The sequence below is a fragment of the Enterobacter cloacae complex sp. IR5402 genome, from assembly GCF_049238125.1.
In the GTDB taxonomy this organism is placed as follows: Bacteria; Pseudomonadota; Gammaproteobacteria; order Enterobacterales; family Enterobacteriaceae; genus Enterobacter; species Enterobacter hormaechei_C.
Genome location: NZ_JBMKHO010000009.1, coordinates 1 through 15,054, shown reverse-complemented (window position 1 = coordinate 15,054; position 15,054 = coordinate 1). Strand labels below are relative to the sequence as shown.

At 55.2% G+C, this 15,054-nt stretch carries 18 protein-coding genes; 15 read left to right on the top strand and 3 right to left on the bottom strand.

Features of this window, described 5'->3' with window-relative positions; genetic code table 11:
• The first annotated feature begins 1 nt into the window (after position 1).
• Together ACOTXL_RS15570 and mdcH are read left to right on the top strand one after the other, a co-directional pair.
• Positions 2 to 619, top strand: coding sequence for a malonate decarboxylase holo-ACP synthase (locus tag ACOTXL_RS15570; protein ID WP_003861679.1), 618 nt, complete (start codon positions 2 to 4; stop codon positions 617 to 619).
• Positions 619 to 1,515, top strand: a complete 897-nt coding sequence (mdcH, locus tag ACOTXL_RS15565) for a malonate decarboxylase subunit epsilon (protein ID WP_003861680.1) — start codon at positions 619 to 621, stop codon at positions 1,513 to 1,515. The genes ACOTXL_RS15570 and mdcH overlap by 1 nt, the downstream gene beginning before the upstream one ends.
• Positions 1,516 to 1,554: 39 nt before the next feature.
• On the opposite strand, the gene ACOTXL_RS15560 is transcribed toward mdcH, so the two are convergent.
• The gene (locus tag ACOTXL_RS15560; protein WP_003861682.1) at positions 1,555 to 2,487 is read right to left on the bottom strand and encodes a LysR substrate-binding domain-containing protein; all 933 of its coding nucleotides are present in this window, start codon (positions 2,485 to 2,487) and stop codon (positions 1,555 to 1,557) included.
• A 15-nt stretch (positions 2,488 to 2,502) separates the two neighbouring features.
• The gene (locus tag ACOTXL_RS15555) at positions 2,503 to 4,407 is read right to left on the bottom strand and encodes an ABC transporter ATP-binding protein (protein ID WP_003861684.1); all 1,905 of its coding nucleotides are present in this window, start codon (positions 4,405 to 4,407) and stop codon (positions 2,503 to 2,505) included.
• 129 nt (positions 4,408 to 4,536) lie between these two features.
• On the opposite strand from ACOTXL_RS15555, the gene kefG reads away from it, so the two are divergent.
• The 4 genes from kefG to slyD all read left to right on the top strand — a co-directional run bounded on the left by kefG (position 4,537) and on the right by slyD (position 7,795).
• The gene (kefG, locus tag ACOTXL_RS15550) at positions 4,537 to 5,091 is read left to right on the top strand and encodes a glutathione-regulated potassium-efflux system ancillary protein KefG (RefSeq protein ID WP_059288194.1); all 555 of its coding nucleotides are present in this window, start codon (positions 4,537 to 4,539) and stop codon (positions 5,089 to 5,091) included.
• Complete coding sequence (kefB, locus tag ACOTXL_RS15545) at positions 5,091 to 6,896, top strand: glutathione-regulated potassium-efflux system protein KefB (RefSeq protein ID WP_003861688.1); 1,806 nt, start codon at positions 5,091 to 5,093, stop codon at positions 6,894 to 6,896. The genes kefG and kefB overlap by 1 nt, the downstream gene beginning before the upstream one ends.
• A gap of 13 nt (positions 6,897 to 6,909) precedes the next feature.
• On the top strand, positions 6,910 to 7,110 hold the full coding sequence (locus tag ACOTXL_RS15540) for a YheV family putative zinc ribbon protein (RefSeq protein WP_003861689.1): 201 nt from the start codon (positions 6,910 to 6,912) through the stop codon (positions 7,108 to 7,110).
• Between the two features lie 94 nt (positions 7,111 to 7,204).
• Positions 7,205 to 7,795: a peptidylprolyl isomerase gene (slyD, locus tag ACOTXL_RS15535; protein ID WP_003861691.1), complete on the top strand. Its 591-nt coding sequence runs from the start codon at positions 7,205 to 7,207 to the stop codon at positions 7,793 to 7,795.
• A 51-nt stretch (positions 7,796 to 7,846) separates the two neighbouring features.
• On the opposite strand, the gene ACOTXL_RS15530 is transcribed toward slyD, so the two are convergent.
• Positions 7,847 to 8,065, bottom strand: a complete 219-nt coding sequence (locus ACOTXL_RS15530; protein WP_003861693.1) for a protein SlyX — start codon at positions 8,063 to 8,065, stop codon at positions 7,847 to 7,849.
• Positions 8,066 to 8,303: 238 nt separating this feature from the next.
• Between ACOTXL_RS15530 and fkpA the strand changes: the two genes are divergently transcribed.
• From fkpA to ACOTXL_RS15485, 9 genes are all read left to right on the top strand, one after another.
• A complete protein-coding gene (fkpA, locus tag ACOTXL_RS15525) occupies positions 8,304 to 9,122 on the top strand; it encodes an FKBP-type peptidyl-prolyl cis-trans isomerase (RefSeq protein ID WP_003861695.1) in 819 nt (272 codons plus the stop codon).
• 167 nt (positions 9,123 to 9,289) lie between these two features.
• Complete coding sequence (locus ACOTXL_RS15520) at positions 9,290 to 10,012, top strand: helix-turn-helix transcriptional regulator (protein WP_003861697.1); 723 nt, start codon at positions 9,290 to 9,292, stop codon at positions 10,010 to 10,012.
• The gene (gene tusD, locus ACOTXL_RS15515) at positions 10,012 to 10,398 is read left to right on the top strand and encodes a sulfurtransferase complex subunit TusD (protein WP_023323814.1); all 387 of its coding nucleotides are present in this window, start codon (positions 10,012 to 10,014) and stop codon (positions 10,396 to 10,398) included. The genes ACOTXL_RS15520 and tusD overlap by 1 nt, the downstream gene beginning before the upstream one ends.
• Positions 10,398 to 10,757 carry a sulfurtransferase complex subunit TusC gene (tusC, locus tag ACOTXL_RS15510; protein ID WP_023323813.1) on the top strand — a complete coding sequence of 120 codons (360 nt, stop codon included), beginning with the start codon at positions 10,398 to 10,400 and terminating at the stop codon, positions 10,755 to 10,757. The genes tusD and tusC overlap by 1 nt, the downstream gene beginning before the upstream one ends.
• A 7-nt stretch (positions 10,758 to 10,764) precedes the next feature.
• The gene (tusB, locus tag ACOTXL_RS15505; protein ID WP_015571409.1) at positions 10,765 to 11,052 is read left to right on the top strand and encodes a sulfurtransferase complex subunit TusB; all 288 of its coding nucleotides are present in this window, start codon (positions 10,765 to 10,767) and stop codon (positions 11,050 to 11,052) included.
• A 124-nt stretch (positions 11,053 to 11,176) separates the two neighbouring features.
• Entirely contained in the window at positions 11,177 to 11,551 is a 375-nt protein-coding gene (gene rpsL / locus ACOTXL_RS15500; RefSeq protein ID WP_000246815.1) for a 30S ribosomal protein S12, read from the top strand.
• Between the two features lie 96 nt (positions 11,552 to 11,647).
• Positions 11,648 to 12,118, top strand: a complete 471-nt coding sequence (rpsG, locus tag ACOTXL_RS15495) for a 30S ribosomal protein S7 (RefSeq protein ID WP_003861706.1) — start codon at positions 11,648 to 11,650, stop codon at positions 12,116 to 12,118.
• 96 nt (positions 12,119 to 12,214) lie between these two features.
• The gene (gene fusA / locus ACOTXL_RS15490) at positions 12,215 to 14,329 is read left to right on the top strand and encodes an elongation factor G (protein WP_022651946.1); all 2,115 of its coding nucleotides are present in this window, start codon (positions 12,215 to 12,217) and stop codon (positions 14,327 to 14,329) included.
• A gap of 69 nt (positions 14,330 to 14,398) precedes the next feature.
• Positions 14,399 to 15,054 (top strand): GTP-binding protein (locus tag ACOTXL_RS15485; protein ID WP_074172202.1); only part of this gene is annotated, 656 nt, incomplete at its 3' end.

The following is a 15,054-nucleotide window of genomic DNA, read 5'->3' as shown; positions in this document are numbered from 1 at the left end:
CATGACCACAACATTACGCCCACACGACCTCATCTGGCTTACCGCGCGCGACGCCCTGGAAGGGATTACTGAATCCTGGGTGGACGCGGCCTGGCATACCGGGCTGCCGGTAGTGGTGCGGCGTGATGTTGATAATGAAGGCCGTATTCCCGTTGGCGTGCGGGGATTGCGCCGCGACCAGCGGGCGGCCGGATGGGTGAAGCCTGAGAACGTGTTGCGCGTGGTGTCGCCCGAAGATTTGAGCGTTGCCGCCGACCTGCTGCGTTCGCCGTTTATCACCCAGCCGCCGGTTCAGGTGGCGCTTCAGCTTGCGCAGCAGTCATGGCCGTGGACGTGGGGGATAACCGGCAGTACGGGTTACGCGCTGGCGACCGGCATTCCGGTGATCCACGCCGACAGCGATCTCGATCTGCTGATCCGCGCCCCGTGTACCGTTTCCCCTGAGGCGTTTACTGACTGGCAGGCTCAGCTCAGTCGTGCGTTGTGCCGGGCGGATACACAGGTGGATACGCCCGAGGGCGGATTCGCGCTGGCGGAATGGTTACGCGACGGCAAAACGCTGTTAAAAACGCAATATGGGCCGCGCCTGGTGGCGGATCCATGGCACAGGGAGGAGTAATGAAAATACTGTTTACCTTTCCAGGGCAGGGCACACAGCATGAAGGTATGCTGCAAAACCTGCCGGGAACAGAGCTGGAGCAGGCCCGTGCTGTGCTGGGGGCGGAAGTTGATACCCTGGACAGCGCATCCTCGTTAACCCACACCCGCGCGGTTCAGCTTTCGCTGTTGATTGCAGGCGTGGCTTGGGCGCGCGAGCTGGAACGTCGCGGCGTGTCGCCGGATATCGTCAGCGGGCTGTCCATTGGCGCTTATCCTGCGGCGGTTATCGCCGGTGCGCTGGACTTTACGGACGCGCTGAAGCTGGTGGCGCTGCGCGGCGATCTGATGGAGCAGGCGTATCCCCACGGCTACGGCCTGACGGCGATAATGGGGTTGACCCTGCCCCAGGTGGAAAACCTGATTCAGGGGACAGGAACCTATATCGCTAACCTGAACGCCGAAACGCAGATCGTGATTGCCGGAGCCGATGACGGCATGGCGCAGGTAGCCGAACGCGCGCTGGCGAAGGGCGCGAACAAGGCCAAACGGCTGGCGGTAAGCGTGCCGTCGCACTGTGAATTGCTGGCGGAACCGGCGCAGAAGCTGGCCGCGGCGTTTGAATCAGTCACGCTTTCACGCCCCCGCTGCGCGTACCTGAGCGGCAGTACCGGGCGCGTGCTTTGGCAGCCAGAGAAAATTGCCGACGACCTGGCGATGAATATGGCGCGAACCGTGCGCTGGCAGGAGGCGGTGATTTCCGCTAACGAGCGCGAAGCGCGTCTGGCGATTGAGATGCCGCCTGGGGGTATTCTGACCTGTCTGACGCGGCAGGCGGCGTGGGAAGGCGAATCCATTTCGCTGGAGCGCAGCGGAGTGGATGTGGCGGTGCATCTGGCGGGTCGGCTTCAGCGGTGACTTTTTGCCCGGTAAGCGTAGCGCCACCGGGCAATAACATCAGGCACTATCCTGCAAACTTCTGGCATACATCCGCCCTTCCGCGGCCAGCGCCCGCAGGCTCGGATCCTGCTCGCGGTTGCGGGCAAAGACGATCGCAATCAGCTGCTGCATCTGGTACGGCTGCGCCAGCTTCAGTAGCTGCACCGAATTTTCGTACACTTTCTTCATCCTGCCCGGCATCAGCGTAAACCCGACTCCCGCCTGCACCAGGCTCAGCATCGAGAAGATATCGTTCACGCGCGTCACAATCTCCGGCTCGAAACCGGCGATATGAAACGCTTCCTGAAACCCGGCGTAAGTGGCGAACCCTTCCGCGAGGGCGACAAACTTCTGATCTTTATAGTCACGCAGATCGGCGGGGCCGCTGGTATTCAGCGTGGCAGAAGCCGGTGCGGCAAGGAAAATATCGTCATGGAACAGAGGAAGCACTTCGAGGCTGTTACGGTCGATATCGCTTTCGGAAATAGAGATTAAAATCGCATCCAGCGATCCCTCATCCAGCATATGGAGCAGGGTTTCGTTCGAGCCCATCGTCAGATCCATCTCCAGATCCGGACGGCGCAGCTTCATGCCCATTATCAGGCGCGGCACGGTTTCCAGCGTTAGCGAGTAGAGCGTGCCGACGCGTAACCGCCCCTGACCAATGCCGGCGACCTTGCGCGACTCTTCCAGCCCGCGCTCCATCACCTGCATCACCTCCTGACAATACTCCAGCAGCGTCCACGCGGAGGGGAGGGCAATCAGGTTACGCCCTTTGTGGGTAAAGAGCGGGCAGCGGACATTCTCTTCCAGGGTATGCAGCGCGCGGTGCACGCTGACGCCGCTCAGGCCGAGCGTTTCGGCGGTACGTGCGATATTGCCCTTCTCCATGAACGTCATGAAGATGCTGAGCTTACGGAATGTAATCTCGCTCGTGGTATCGAAGCTCATAACCCTCCCGGCGTGTTAGTCGGCTTGCAGCATCGCTTCCAGCTGTTCCTGCGCGTCCAGCCATGCCATTTCGCACTCTTCGAGGCTGGATTTGGTTTTCGCCTGAGTTTGCAGACAGTCCGTCAGCTCCGCTTTGCGGCTCTGATCGTACAGTTCGCTGTCGCCCAGCTTCTCTTCGACGGCAGCAAGCGTGGCGTTGAGCTTTTCCATCTCTTTTTCGAGGCGGGCAATCTCTTTACGCAGCGGTTGCGTCTGGGTGCGCAGCTCCGCTTCACGGCGCTTCTGGTCTTTACGCGCCTGGGCGCTGTTGGCGTTGTCTTTCGCTGACTCTTCCGGCTGGTTTTCCTGCTTCTGCACGTCCGTCAGCCACTGCTGGTAGTCTTCCAGGTCGCCGTCAAACGGTTCGACTTTGCCGCCGTGTACCAGATAGAGATCGTCGGTGGTGGAGCGGATCAGGTGGCGATCGTGCGACACGACAACCAGCGCCCCTTCGAACTCAATCAGCGCTTCGGTCAGCGCCTGACGCATGTCGAGATCGAGGTGGTTGGTTGGTTCATCAAGCAGCAGCAGGTTTGGACGCTGCCAGACGATCAGCGCCAGTACCAGACGCGCTTTTTCACCACCGGAGAAACGCGCTGTATTTTCAGTCACCTTATCGCCCTGGAAGCCAAAGCCGCCGAGGTAGTCGCGCAGCTTCTGCTCCATTTCCTGCGGCGCCAGGCGCGCCAGGTGCTGGATCGGCGATTCATCCGCGCGTAAAAATTCCAGCTGATGCTGGGCGAAGTAGCCAAGCTTGATGCCTTTCGCCAGGCCGATTTCGCCGCTGACCGGGTTAAGCTCGCCCGCCAGCAGCTTGATCAGCGTCGATTTACCGGCGCCGTTACGCCCCAGCAGGCCAATGCGTGAACCCGGCACCAGGTTGAGCTTGATAGAGTCGAGGATAATGCGATCGCCATAGCCCGCGCTCACTTTTTCCATTTTCAGCAGCGGGTTCGGCAGGCTCTCCGGCTCGCGGAAACTGAAGTGGAACGGGTTATCCACATGCGCGGGAGCGATCATCTCCATGCGTTCCAGCATCTTGATGCGGCTCTGCGCCTGCTTGGCTTTTGACGCCTTGGCCTTGAAGCGATCCACAAAGCTTTGCAGGTGCGCCACGCGCTGCTGCTGGCTTTCATACATCGCCTGTTGCTGGGCAAGGCGCGTCGCGCGCTGGCGCTCGAAAGAGCTGTAGTTGCCGGTGTATTCGAACATGCTTTGCTGTTCGATATGAATGATTTTATCCACCACCGGATCGAGGAAGTCGCGGTCGTGGGAGATCAGAATCAGAGTGCCCTGATAGCTCTTGAGCCACTTCTCCAGCCAAATAACCGCATCAAGATCGAGGTGGTTGGTGGGTTCATCGAGCAGCAGGAGGTCGGAGCGGCAGATCAGCGCCTGCGCCAGGTTGAGGCGCATACGCCAGCCGCCGGAGAAATCGCTCACCGGGCGTTCAAGCTGTTCGTTGCTGAAACCCAGGCCGTGCAGCAGGCTGGAGGCGCGGGAGCGAATGGTCCAGGCATCGATGGCGTCCAGCTTGCCGTGGACGGTGGCGATGGCGTGGCCGTCGTTGCGTTCGTTGGCGGCGTTGAGCTCTGCTTCGAGCTTGCGGTATTCACGGTCGCCGTCGATAACATAGTCGAGCGCGGGTTCGCTCAGCGCGGGCGTCTCCTGGTTCACCCAGGCGAGCTGCCAGTTGCCCGGGAAGGTAAAGTTACCGCCATCCGCGCTTATCTCGTTTTTCAGCAGTGCCAGCAGGGTGGATTTACCGCAGCCGTTTTTGCCGACCAGCCCCACTTTCTGGCCCGGGTTGATGGTAGCAGTCGCGTTATCAAGCAGGACGCGCACGCCGCGACGAATTTGTAACGAGGAGAAAACAATCATAGAAGCGCCGTATGTTCCGACTATGTTAATTTGTCATTATGATAATGTAAGGTGTGGGCCATTTTCCCCACCGGGCCGCCATGGTAGCCCAAAACGACAACAATACACAAAAACAGAACCGGGAGGGGAATGATGTCTCAGACAGCGAAAGTGCTGCTGCTGTATGCCCATCCGGAATCACAGGACTCGGTGGCGAACCGGGTGCTGCTTAAGCCGGCCACACAGCTCAGTAACGTAACGGTGCACGATCTCTACGCGCACTATCCCGATTTTTTTATCGATATTCCTTACGAGCAGGAACTGCTGCGTCAGCACGACGTGATTGTGTTCCAGCATCCGCTTTATACCTATAGCTGTCCGGCACTGCTGAAAGAGTGGCTGGACCGCGTGCTGAGCCGGGGCTTCTCCAGCGGGGTGGGGGGCAACCAGCTGGCGGGAAAGTACTGGCGGAGTGTCATTACCACCGGTGAGCCGGAAAGCGCTTACCGTCACGACGGGCTGAACCGTTACCCCATGAGCGACATTCTGCGGCCGTTTGAGCTGACGGCGGCGATGTGCCGTATGCACTGGATGAGCCCGATTATTATCTACTGGGCACGGCGGCAGGATCCGAAAGCGCTGGCGAGCCATGCCAGGGCCTATGGCGAATGGCTGGCGTCACCGATTCCGGCGGGAGGACGCTAATGGACGGTTCGAATTTACTCCTTGCCGGGGTGCTGTTTTTGTTCGCCGCCGTCGTCGCGGTCCCGCTTGCCGCGCGTCTCGGCATTGGCGCGGTGCTGGGTTATTTGCTGGCGGGGATAGCCATTGGCCCCTGGGGGCTTGGGTTTATCAGCGATGTGGATGAAATTCTTCACTTCTCTGAACTGGGCGTGGTCTTCCTGATGTTCATCATTGGCCTTGAGCTGAACCCCTCCAAGCTGTGGCAGCTGCGGCAATCTATTTTTGGCGTCGGGGCGGCGCAGGTGTTACTCAGCGCGGCCATTCTCGCGGGACTGCTGATGTTGACGCAGTTTTCCTGGCAGGCCGCGGTGATTGGCGGGATCGGTCTTGCGATGTCGTCGACGGCGATGGCGCTTCAGCTGATGCGCGACAAAGGGATGAACCGCAACGAGGCGGGGCAACTGGGCTTTTCGGTGCTGCTGTTCCAGGATTTAGCGGTGATCCCGGCGCTGGCGCTGGTGCCGCTGCTGGCGGGATCCGGAGACGATCATTTCGACTGGATGAAGATTTCCATGAAGGTGCTGGCCTTCGCGGGGATGCTGATCGGCGGACGGTTTTTACTGCGTCCGGTATTCCGGTTTATTGCAGCATCCGGCGTGCGCGAGGTATTCACCGCCGCAACGCTGCTGCTGGTGCTTGGCTCAGCGCTGTTTATGGATGCGCTGGGGCTGTCGATGGCGCTTGGGACGTTTATCGCCGGGGTGCTGCTTGCGGAAAGCGAGTACCGCCACGAGCTGGAGACCGCCATCGATCCGTTTAAGGGGCTGCTGCTAGGGCTGTTCTTTATCTCGGTGGGTATGGCGCTTAATCTTGGCGTGCTCTATACCCATCTGCTGTGGGTTATTGCGAGTGTCGCCGTGCTGGTGGCGGTCAAAACGCTGGTGCTGTATCTCCTCGCGAGGATTTACGGGCTGCGCAGCTCGGAAAGAATGCAGTTTTCCAGCGTGTTAAGCCAGGGGGGAGAATTTGCGTTTGTGCTGTTTTCCACGGCGTCGTCTCAGAAGCTGTTCAAAGATGACCAGATGGCGCTGCTGCTGGTGACGGTCACGCTGTCGATGATGACCACCCCGCTGCTGATGAAGCTGGTGGACAAACTGCTGTCGCGCCGCCTGAATCCCGCAGACGATGAAGACGAAGCGCCGTGGGTGGAAGATGATAAACCGCAGGTGATCGTCGTGGGCTTTGGCCGCTTCGGGCAGGTGATTGGTCGCCTGTTGATGGCAAATAAAATGCGCATTACGGTGCTGGAGCGCGATATCAGCGCCGTCAACCTGATGCGCAAATATGGTTATAAGGTGTACTACGGCGATGCGACGCAGCTTGAGCTGTTGCGCTCGGCGGGCGCAGAGGCTGCGGAGTCCATCGTCATCACCTGCAACGATCCGGAAGACACGATGAAGCTGGTGGAGCTGTGCCAGCAGCATTTCCCGCATCTGCATATTCTGGCGCGTGCGCGTGGACGTGTGGAGGCTCACGAACTTTTGCAGGCGGGTGTGAAACACTTCTCCCGCGAAACCTTCTCCAGCGCGCTGGAGCTGGGACGCAAGGCGCTGGTTTCGCTGGGTATGCATCCTCATCAGGCGCAACGCGCCCAGATGCATTTCCGCAGGCTGGATATGCGAATGCTGCGTGAACTGATGCCCGTGCACAGCGACACGGCGCAGATCTCCCGCGTGCGGGAAGCGCGTCGCGAACTGGAGGAGATCTTCCAGCGTGAGATGCAACAGGAACGACGCCAGCTCGACGGCTGGGATGAATTTGAATAAAGGGTAACGAAAGATGGCTGTACGTAAACGCTTTATCGCGGGCGCAAAATGCCCATCCTGCCAGGCGCAAGATACGCTGGCCATGTGGCGTGAAAATAATATCGATATCGTTGAATGTGTTAAGTGCGGTCACCAGATGCGTGAGGCCGACAAAGAAGCCCGCGATCATGTTCGCAAAGAAGAGCAAGTGATCGGCATTTTTCATCCAGACTAGCGATATGCTCTGAGTTTTTTTAAGCTTAAGGGTACACGGGTGCAGATTTCCGCTACAATCTGCGCCAGCAATTTTCCCACGCTCAGGAGATATCATGAAAGTAGCAAAAGACCTGGTGGTCAGCCTGGCCTATCAGGTACGTACAGAAGACGGTGTGTTGGTTGATGAGTCTCCGGTGAGTGCGCCGCTGGACTACCTGCATGGTCACGGTTCCCTGATTTCCGGCCTGGAAACGGCGCTGGAAGGCCATGAAGTTGGCGACAAATTCGACGTTGCTGTAGGCGCGAACGACGCTTACGGTCAGTATGACGACAACCTGGTTCAGCGCGTTCCTAAAGACGTATTCATGGGCGTTGACGAGTTGCAGGTTGGCATGCGCTTCCTGGCGGAAACTGACCAGGGTCCGGTTCCGGTTGAAATCACTGAAGTTGAAGACGACCACGTTGTGGTTGACGGCAACCACATGCTGGCGGGTCAGAACCTGAAGTTCAACGTAGAAGTTGTTGCGATCCGTGAAGCGACTGAAGAAGAGCTGGCTCATGGCCACGTTCACGGTGCGCACGGTCACGACCATGACCACGATCACGGCCATGACGGCTGCTGCGGTGGTCACGGCCACGACCATGGTCATGACCACGGCCACGGTAAAGGTGGTTGCGGTAACGGCGGCTGCGGTTGCCACTGATTCCGTACTCCGGAAAATAAAAAAGCGGGATAATCCCGCTTTTTTTACGCCTCAATAATGAGGTGGTGGCGTCTCTTCTGACTGAGAGGCAATGTTTGACGGCTGCGTGGCCTTCAGCTTTTCCGTCAGCAGGCGCATGTGATCGCGCAGTTTTGCCATTTCAAGCTCATGGGCCGTCACGGTCTGGTTCAGTTCTTCGATGGTGATGTCCTGAAAAGCCAGGCGGCTTTCCAGCTCAGCCAGTCTCGCTTCGATCGTTGTATCCTTCATCATTCACCTCGTTTATCTGTCGTTCGCCATAATGGACCAGCGGCGGCGAAGTTTAGCTGACTTTTTCCTTAAGTACAGTATCCATCTCCCTGACAAGAAACTTATTTAAACAAAAATAGTCTGAAAAGAAGCGACATTCGGGGGAGTCTGTCTGTAGATTTCTTCCACAACGTTTTATAGTACGTCACTCATTTACGTTTAACACTGGGGTGAGAGACCTCAGGTCCTGGAGATATGGATGAAATCACTGTTTAAAGTTACGCTGCTGGCGACCACTATGGCTGTAGCGCTCAATGCGCCGCTGTCTTTCGCTGCTGATACTGCTGCGAAGCCTGCTGCGACTACAGACAGCAAAGCGGCATTCAAAAATGACGACCAGAAATCCGCCTACGCACTTGGCGCGTCTCTGGGTCGTTACATGGAAAACTCTCTGAAAGAACAAGAGAAACTGGGCATCAAACTGGACAAAAACCAGCTGATCGCAGGGGTCCAGGATGCGTTCGCAGACAAGAGCAAACTGTCTGACCAGGAAATCGAGCAGACTCTGCAAGCGTTTGAAGCGCGCGTGAAAGGCGCCGCTCAGACCAAGATGGAAGCAGATGCTAAAGATAACGAAGCGAAAGGCAAAGCCTACCGCGACAAGTTCGCTAAAGAGAAAGGCGTTAAAACGTCTTCTACTGGCCTGATCTATAAGGTTGAGAAAGAAGGTACTGGCGACGCGCCTAAAGACAGCGACACCGTTGTGGTGAACTACAAAGGTACGCTGATCGACGGTAAAGAGTTCGATAACTCTTATACCCGTGGTGAGCCTCTCTCCTTCCGTCTGGATGGTGTGATCCCGGGCTGGACCGAAGGCCTGAAGAACATCAAGAAAGGCGGTAAAATCAAGCTGGTCATCCCACCGGATCTGGCTTACGGCAAAACCGGCGTTCCGGGTATCCCGGCTAACTCCACGCTGGTATTTGATGTAGAACTGCTGGACATCAAACCGGCGCCGAAAGCGGATGCGAAAACAGACGCACCGGCTGACGACAAAGCCGCAGCAGCTAAGAAGTAATGCTGAAAAAAACCGCCGCCTTTACAGGCGGCGGTTTTTTTATTGTGGGGCAGATATAATTAACACTGGAAAGCGTTATACACGCTGTATTAATTTAGTTGTCCGTGTAGATAATGAGCCTGCCCTGAAAACCTAACGACAGGCTCCTGAAAAGGAGTGTTTTTTTCATGTCCAGGTCGCTTTTAACCAACGAAACCAGTGAACTTGATTTGCTGGATCAACGTCCATTTGATCAGACCGACTTCGATATTCTGAAATCCTACGAAGCGGTAGTGGACGGGTTAGCGATGCTCATTGGTTCCCACTGCGAAATCGTATTGCATTCCCTGCAAGATCTTAAGTGTTCCGCTATCCGCATTGCGAATGGTGAGCACACTGGCCGTAAAATTGGTTCGCCAATCACCGACCTTGCATTGCGTATGTTGCATGACATGACCGGCGCGGACAGCAGCGTCTCAAAATGCTATTTCACCCGCGCCAAAAGCGGCGTGCTGATGAAATCAGAAACGATCGCGATTAGAAACCGCGAACACCGGGTAATCGGTTTGCTGTGCATCAACATGAACCTTGATGTGCCATTCTCGCAAATCATGAGCACCTTCATCCCGCCAGAAACGCCGGACGTGGGCTCATCGGTGAACTTTGCTTCTTCGGTTGAGGATCTCGTGACCCAGACGCTGGAGTTCACCATTGAAGAGGTGAATGCCGATCGCAACGTATCCAACAACGCCAAGAATCGTCAGATCGTCCTGAACCTCTATGAGAAAGGGATTTTTGATATCAAAGATGCCATCAACCAGGTGGCCGATCGCCTGAATATTTCCAAACACACGGTTTACCTCTATATTCGCCAGTTCAAAAGCGGCGACTTTCTGGGACAAGACAAGTAATGCGTTTTGCGTTAATGGTAACGGGCCCGGCGTACGGTACCCAGCAGGCCAGCAGCGCGCTACAGTTTGCCCATGCGCTGCTTGATGCCGGTCATGAACTCGCAAGCGTCTTCTTCTATCGTGAAGGGGTCTATAACGCGAACCAGTTTACGTCCCCGGCGAGCGATGAGTTTGACCTTGTGCGCGCCTGGCAAAAATTAAACGAAACGCAGGGCGTTGACCTGCATATCTGCGTCGCGGCGGCACTGCGTCGCGGCGTGACGGATGCGACCGAAGCCGAACGCCTTGGTCTGGCGGGGGTTAACCTGCAACCGGGCTTTTCCCTCAGTGGTCTAGGTGCCCTGGCACAGGCGGCGTTGACCTGCGACAGAGTGGTGCAATTTTGATGAAGCGCGTAGCGTTTGTTTTTACTTCTGCGCCGCATGGCAGCGCTTCAGGCCGGGAAGGGCTGGATGCATTGCTCGCGACATCGGCATTAACCGAAGATATCGGCGTCTTCTTTTTAGGCGATGGCGTATTCCAGCTTCTGGCAGGCCAACAACCGCAGGCCATTCTTGCGCGCGACTACATTGCGACCTTTAAAGTTCTGCCGCTCTATGACATTGAAACCTTCTATGTGTGCGCCGACTCGCTGGCCGCGCGTGGGTTAAACGAGATAACACCGTTCGTGCTGGACGTGACGATCCTGACATCTGCTGCGCTGCGCGAACAACTCTCTCACTACGATACCGTTCTGACTTTCTGAGGCTGTCATGCTCCATACCCTGAGCCGTTCACCGTGGCAATGTGATATCGACACGTTACTGAGCATGCTGCGCGAAGGTGATGATCTGCTGCTGATTCAGGATGGCGTGCTCGCGGCGCTTGAAGGCAGCCGTTTTGTTGAAATCCTCGCGAATGCCCCCATTACAGTCTCTGCGCTGAAAGAGGATCTGGATGCGCGGGGTCTTTCTGGTCAAATTTCAGCCAAAATTGACGTGGTTGGCTATACTGATTTCGTCAATCTTACTGTGACGCACGCCAGTCAAATGAACTGGTGATTTGAGATCGCTGTATATTTCTTGACACCTTTTCGACGTAGCCCTAAAATTTCGCGTCCTCATATTGTATGAGGTCGTTTTATTACGTGTTTACGAAGCAAAAGCTAAAACCAGGAGCTATTTAATGGCAACAGTTAACCAGCTGGTACGCAAACCACGTGCACGCAAAGTTGCAAAAAGCAACGTGCCTGCGCTGGAAGCCTGCCCGCAGAAACGTGGCGTATGTACTCGTGTATATACCACCACTCCTAAAAAACCAAACTCCGCACTGCGTAAAGTATGCCGTGTGCGTTTGACTAACGGTTTTGAAGTGACTTCCTACATCGGTGGTGAAGGTCACAACCTTCAGGAGCACTCCGTGATCCTGATCCGTGGCGGTCGTGTTAAAGACCTTCCGGGTGTTCGTTACCACACCGTTCGTGGTGCGCTGGACTGCTCAGGTGTTAAAGACCGTAAGCAGGCTCGCTCCAAGTACGGCGTGAAGCGTCCTAAGGCTTAATGGTTCTCCGTTAAGTAAGGCCAAACTGATTTATCTTAATGTCAAACTAAACTCGTAGAGTTTTGGACAATCCTGAATTAACAACGGAGTAATCCCATGCCACGTCGTCGCGTCATTGGTCAGCGTAAAATTCTTCCAGATCCGAAATTCGGATCAGAACTGCTGGCAAAATTTGTAAATATCCTGATGGTAGATGGTAAAAAATCTACCGCAGAAGCAATCGTATACAGCGCGCTGGAGACCCTGGCTCAGCGTTCTGGTAAAAATGAACTGGAAGCCTTCGAAGTCGCTCTCGACAACGTGCGCCCGACTGTAGAAGTTAAGTCTCGCCGCGTTGGTGGTTCTACTTATCAGGTTCCAGTTGAAGTTCGTCCGGTTCGTCGTAATGCTCTGGCAATGCGTTGGATCGTTGAAGCTGCTCGTAAACGCGGTGATAAATCCATGGCTCTGCGTCTGGCGAACGAACTTTCTGATGCTGCGGAAAACAAAGGTACCGCAGTTAAGAAACGTGAAGACGTTCACCGTATGGCAGAAGCCAACAAGGCGTTCGCACACTACCGTTGGTAATCCCTTCGGAGTCGTAGTCACCAGGCGGGCGCTTCAGAGAAGCCGCCCGCTCTGGGTAACTTAACTGAACGCCTAAAGATATAAACGAGGAATCAAATGGCTCGTACAACACCCATCGCACGCTACCGTAACATCGGTATCAGTGCGCACATCGACGCCGGTAAAACCACTACTACCGAACGTATTCTGTTCTACACCGGTGTAAACCATAAAATCGGTGAAGTTCATGACGGCGCAGCCACCATGGACTGGATGGAACAGGAGCAGGAGCGTGGTATTACTATCACCTCCGCAGCGACTACTGCATTCTGGTCAGGTATGGCTAAGCAGTACGAACCGCATCGCGTAAACATCATCGACACCCCAGGGCACGTTGACTTCACCATCGAAGTAGAACGTTCCATGCGTGTTCTTGACGGCGCGGTAATGGTTTATTGCGCAGTTGGTGGTGTTCAGCCACAGTCTGAAACCGTATGGCGTCAGGCAAACAAATATAAAGTTCCACGCATCGCGTTCGTTAACAAAATGGACCGTATGGGTGCTAACTTCCTGAAAGTTGTTGGCCAGATCAAAACCCGTCTGGGCGCGAACCCTGTTCCGCTTCAGCTGGCAATTGGTGCTGAAGAAGGCTTCACCGGCGTTATCGACCTGGTGAAAATGAAAGCCATCAACTGGAACGAAGCAGATGCGGGCGTTACCTTCGAATACGAAGATATCCCGGCAGAGATGCAGGACCTGGCTGACGAATGGCACCAGAACCTGATCGAATCCGCAGCAGAAGCTTCTGAAGAGCTGATGGAAAAATACCTGGGTGGTGAAGAACTGTCTGAGCAAGAGATCAAATCTGCTCTGCGTCAGCGCGTTCTGAACAACGAAATCATCCTGGTAACCTGTGGTTCTGCGTTCAAGAACAAAGGTGTTCAGGCGATGCTGGATGCGGTAGTTGACTACCTGCCATCCCCGATTGACGTTCCTGCGATCAACGGCATCCTGGACGACGGTAAAGATACTCCGGCTGAGCGTCACGCAAGTGATGAAGAGCCATTCTCTGCACTGGCGTTCAAAATTGCTACCGACCCATTCGTGGGTAACCTGACCTTCTTCCGCGTTTACTCTGGTGTGGTTAACTCCGGTGACACCATCCTGAACTCCGTGAAAGCGGCGCGTGAACGTTTTGGCCGTATCGTACAGATGCACGCTAACAAACGTGAAGAGATCAAAGAAGTTCGTGCGGGCGACATCGCTGCTGCTATCGGTCTGAAAGACGTGACCACTGGTGACACTCTGTGTGATCCGGATCACCCGATCATTCTGGAGCGTATGGAATTCCCTGAGCCGGTAATCTCCATCGCAGTTGAACCAAAAACCAAAGCTGACCAGGAAAAAATGGGTCTGGCTCTGGGCCGTCTGGCGAAAGAAGACCCATCATTCCGTGTATGGACTGATGAAGAATCTAACCAGACCATCATCGCTGGTATGGGTGAACTGCACCTGGACATCATCGTTGACCGTATGAAGCGTGAATTCAACGTTGAAGCGAACGTGGGTAAACCTCAGGTTGCTTACCGCGAAGCGATTCGCGCGAAAGTTACCGACGTTGAAGGTAAACACGCTAAGCAGTCTGGTGGTCGCGGTCAGTACGGTCACGTTGTGATCGACATGTACCCACTGGAGCCGGGCTCTAACCCGAAAGGTTACGAGTTCATCAACGACATCAAAGGTGGTGTAATTCCTGGCGAATACATCCCTGCCGTTGATAAAGGCATCCAGGAGCAGCTGAAAGCTGGTCCTCTGGCTGGTTACCCGGTTGTAGACATGGGTGTTCGTCTGCACTTCGGTTCTTACCACGACGTTGACTCCTCTGAACTGGCGTTTAAACTGGCTGCGTCTATTGCCTTTAAAGAAGGCTTTAAGAAAGCAAAACCAGTTCTGCTTGAGCCGATCATGAAGGTTGAAGTAGAAACTCCTGAAGAGAACACCGGTGACGTTATCGGTGACTTGAGCCGTCGTCGCGGTATGCTGCGTGGTCAGGAATCCGAAGTAACTGGCGTTAAGATCCACGCTGAAGTTCCGCTGTCTGAAATGTTCGGATATGCAACTCAGCTGCGTTCACTGACCAAAGGTCGTGCATCATACACTATGGAATTCCTGAAGTATGATGATGCGCCGAACAACGTTGCTCAGGCCGTTATCGAAGCCCGTGGTAAGTAATCCACAGGATTAAAACCTAAGTCCCGTGCTCTCTCCGAAGGGGAGAGCACTATAGTAAGGAATATAGCCGTGTCTAAAGAAAAATTTGAACGTACAAAACCGCACGTCAACGTTGGTACTATCGGCCACGTTGACCATGGTAAAACTACCCTGACTGCTGCAATCACTACCGTACTGGCTAAAACCTACGGCGGTGCTGCTCGTGCTTTCGATCAGATCGATAACGCACCAGAAGAAAAAGCTCGTGGTATCACCATCAACACCTCTCACGTTGAGTATGACACCCCGACTCGCCACTACGCACACGTAGACTGCCCAGGCCACGCCGACTATGTTAAAAACATGATCACCGGTGCTGCGCAGATGGACGGCGCGATCCTGGTTGTTGCTGCGACTGACGGCCCTATGCCTCAGACTCGTGAACACATCCTGCTGGGTCGTCAGGTAGGCGTTCCTTACATCATCGTGTTCCTGAACAAGTGCGACATGGTTGATGACGAAGAGCTGCTGGAACTGGTAGAGATGGAAGTTCGTGAACTGCTGTCTCAGTACGATTTCCCAGGCGACGACACTCCAATCGTTCGTGGTTCCGCGCTGAAAGCGCTGGAAGGCGAAGCAGAGTGGGAAGAGAAAATCATCGAACTGGCTGGCTACCTGGATTCTTACATCCCAGAACCAGAGCGTGCGATTGACAAGCCATTCCTGCTGCCAATCGAAGACGTATT

What these genes read in the sequence shown, in the direction of transcription:
- ACOTXL_RS15570 (WP_003861679.1), top strand. Translation starts at nt 2, where the DNA reads ATGACCACAACATTACGCCCACACGACCTCATCTGGCTTACCGCGCGC.
- mdcH (WP_003861680.1), top strand. Translation starts at nt 619, where the DNA reads ATGAAAATACTGTTTACCTTTCCAGGGCAGGGCACACAGCATGAAGGT.
- ACOTXL_RS15560 (WP_003861682.1), bottom strand. Translation starts at nt 2,487, where the DNA reads ATGAGCTTCGATACCACGAGCGAGATTACATTCCGTAAGCTCAGCATC.
- ACOTXL_RS15555 (WP_003861684.1), bottom strand. Translation starts at nt 4,407, where the DNA reads ATGATTGTTTTCTCCTCGTTACAAATTCGTCGCGGCGTGCGCGTCCTG.
- kefG (WP_059288194.1), top strand. Translation starts at nt 4,537, where the DNA reads ATGATGTCTCAGACAGCGAAAGTGCTGCTGCTGTATGCCCATCCGGAA.
- kefB (WP_003861688.1), top strand. Translation starts at nt 5,091, where the DNA reads ATGGACGGTTCGAATTTACTCCTTGCCGGGGTGCTGTTTTTGTTCGCC.
- ACOTXL_RS15540 (WP_003861689.1), top strand. Translation starts at nt 6,910, where the DNA reads ATGGCTGTACGTAAACGCTTTATCGCGGGCGCAAAATGCCCATCCTGC.
- slyD (WP_003861691.1), top strand. Translation starts at nt 7,205, where the DNA reads ATGAAAGTAGCAAAAGACCTGGTGGTCAGCCTGGCCTATCAGGTACGT.
- ACOTXL_RS15530 (WP_003861693.1), bottom strand. Translation starts at nt 8,065, where the DNA reads ATGAAGGATACAACGATCGAAGCGAGACTGGCTGAGCTGGAAAGCCGC.
- fkpA (WP_003861695.1), top strand. Translation starts at nt 8,304, where the DNA reads ATGAAATCACTGTTTAAAGTTACGCTGCTGGCGACCACTATGGCTGTA.
- ACOTXL_RS15520 (WP_003861697.1), top strand. Translation starts at nt 9,290, where the DNA reads ATGTCCAGGTCGCTTTTAACCAACGAAACCAGTGAACTTGATTTGCTG.
- tusD (WP_023323814.1), top strand. Translation starts at nt 10,012, where the DNA reads ATGCGTTTTGCGTTAATGGTAACGGGCCCGGCGTACGGTACCCAGCAG.
- tusC (WP_023323813.1), top strand. Translation starts at nt 10,398, where the DNA reads ATGAAGCGCGTAGCGTTTGTTTTTACTTCTGCGCCGCATGGCAGCGCT.
- tusB (WP_015571409.1), top strand. Translation starts at nt 10,765, where the DNA reads ATGCTCCATACCCTGAGCCGTTCACCGTGGCAATGTGATATCGACACG.
- rpsL (WP_000246815.1), top strand. Translation starts at nt 11,177, where the DNA reads ATGGCAACAGTTAACCAGCTGGTACGCAAACCACGTGCACGCAAAGTT.
- rpsG (WP_003861706.1), top strand. Translation starts at nt 11,648, where the DNA reads ATGCCACGTCGTCGCGTCATTGGTCAGCGTAAAATTCTTCCAGATCCG.
- fusA (WP_022651946.1), top strand. Translation starts at nt 12,215, where the DNA reads ATGGCTCGTACAACACCCATCGCACGCTACCGTAACATCGGTATCAGT.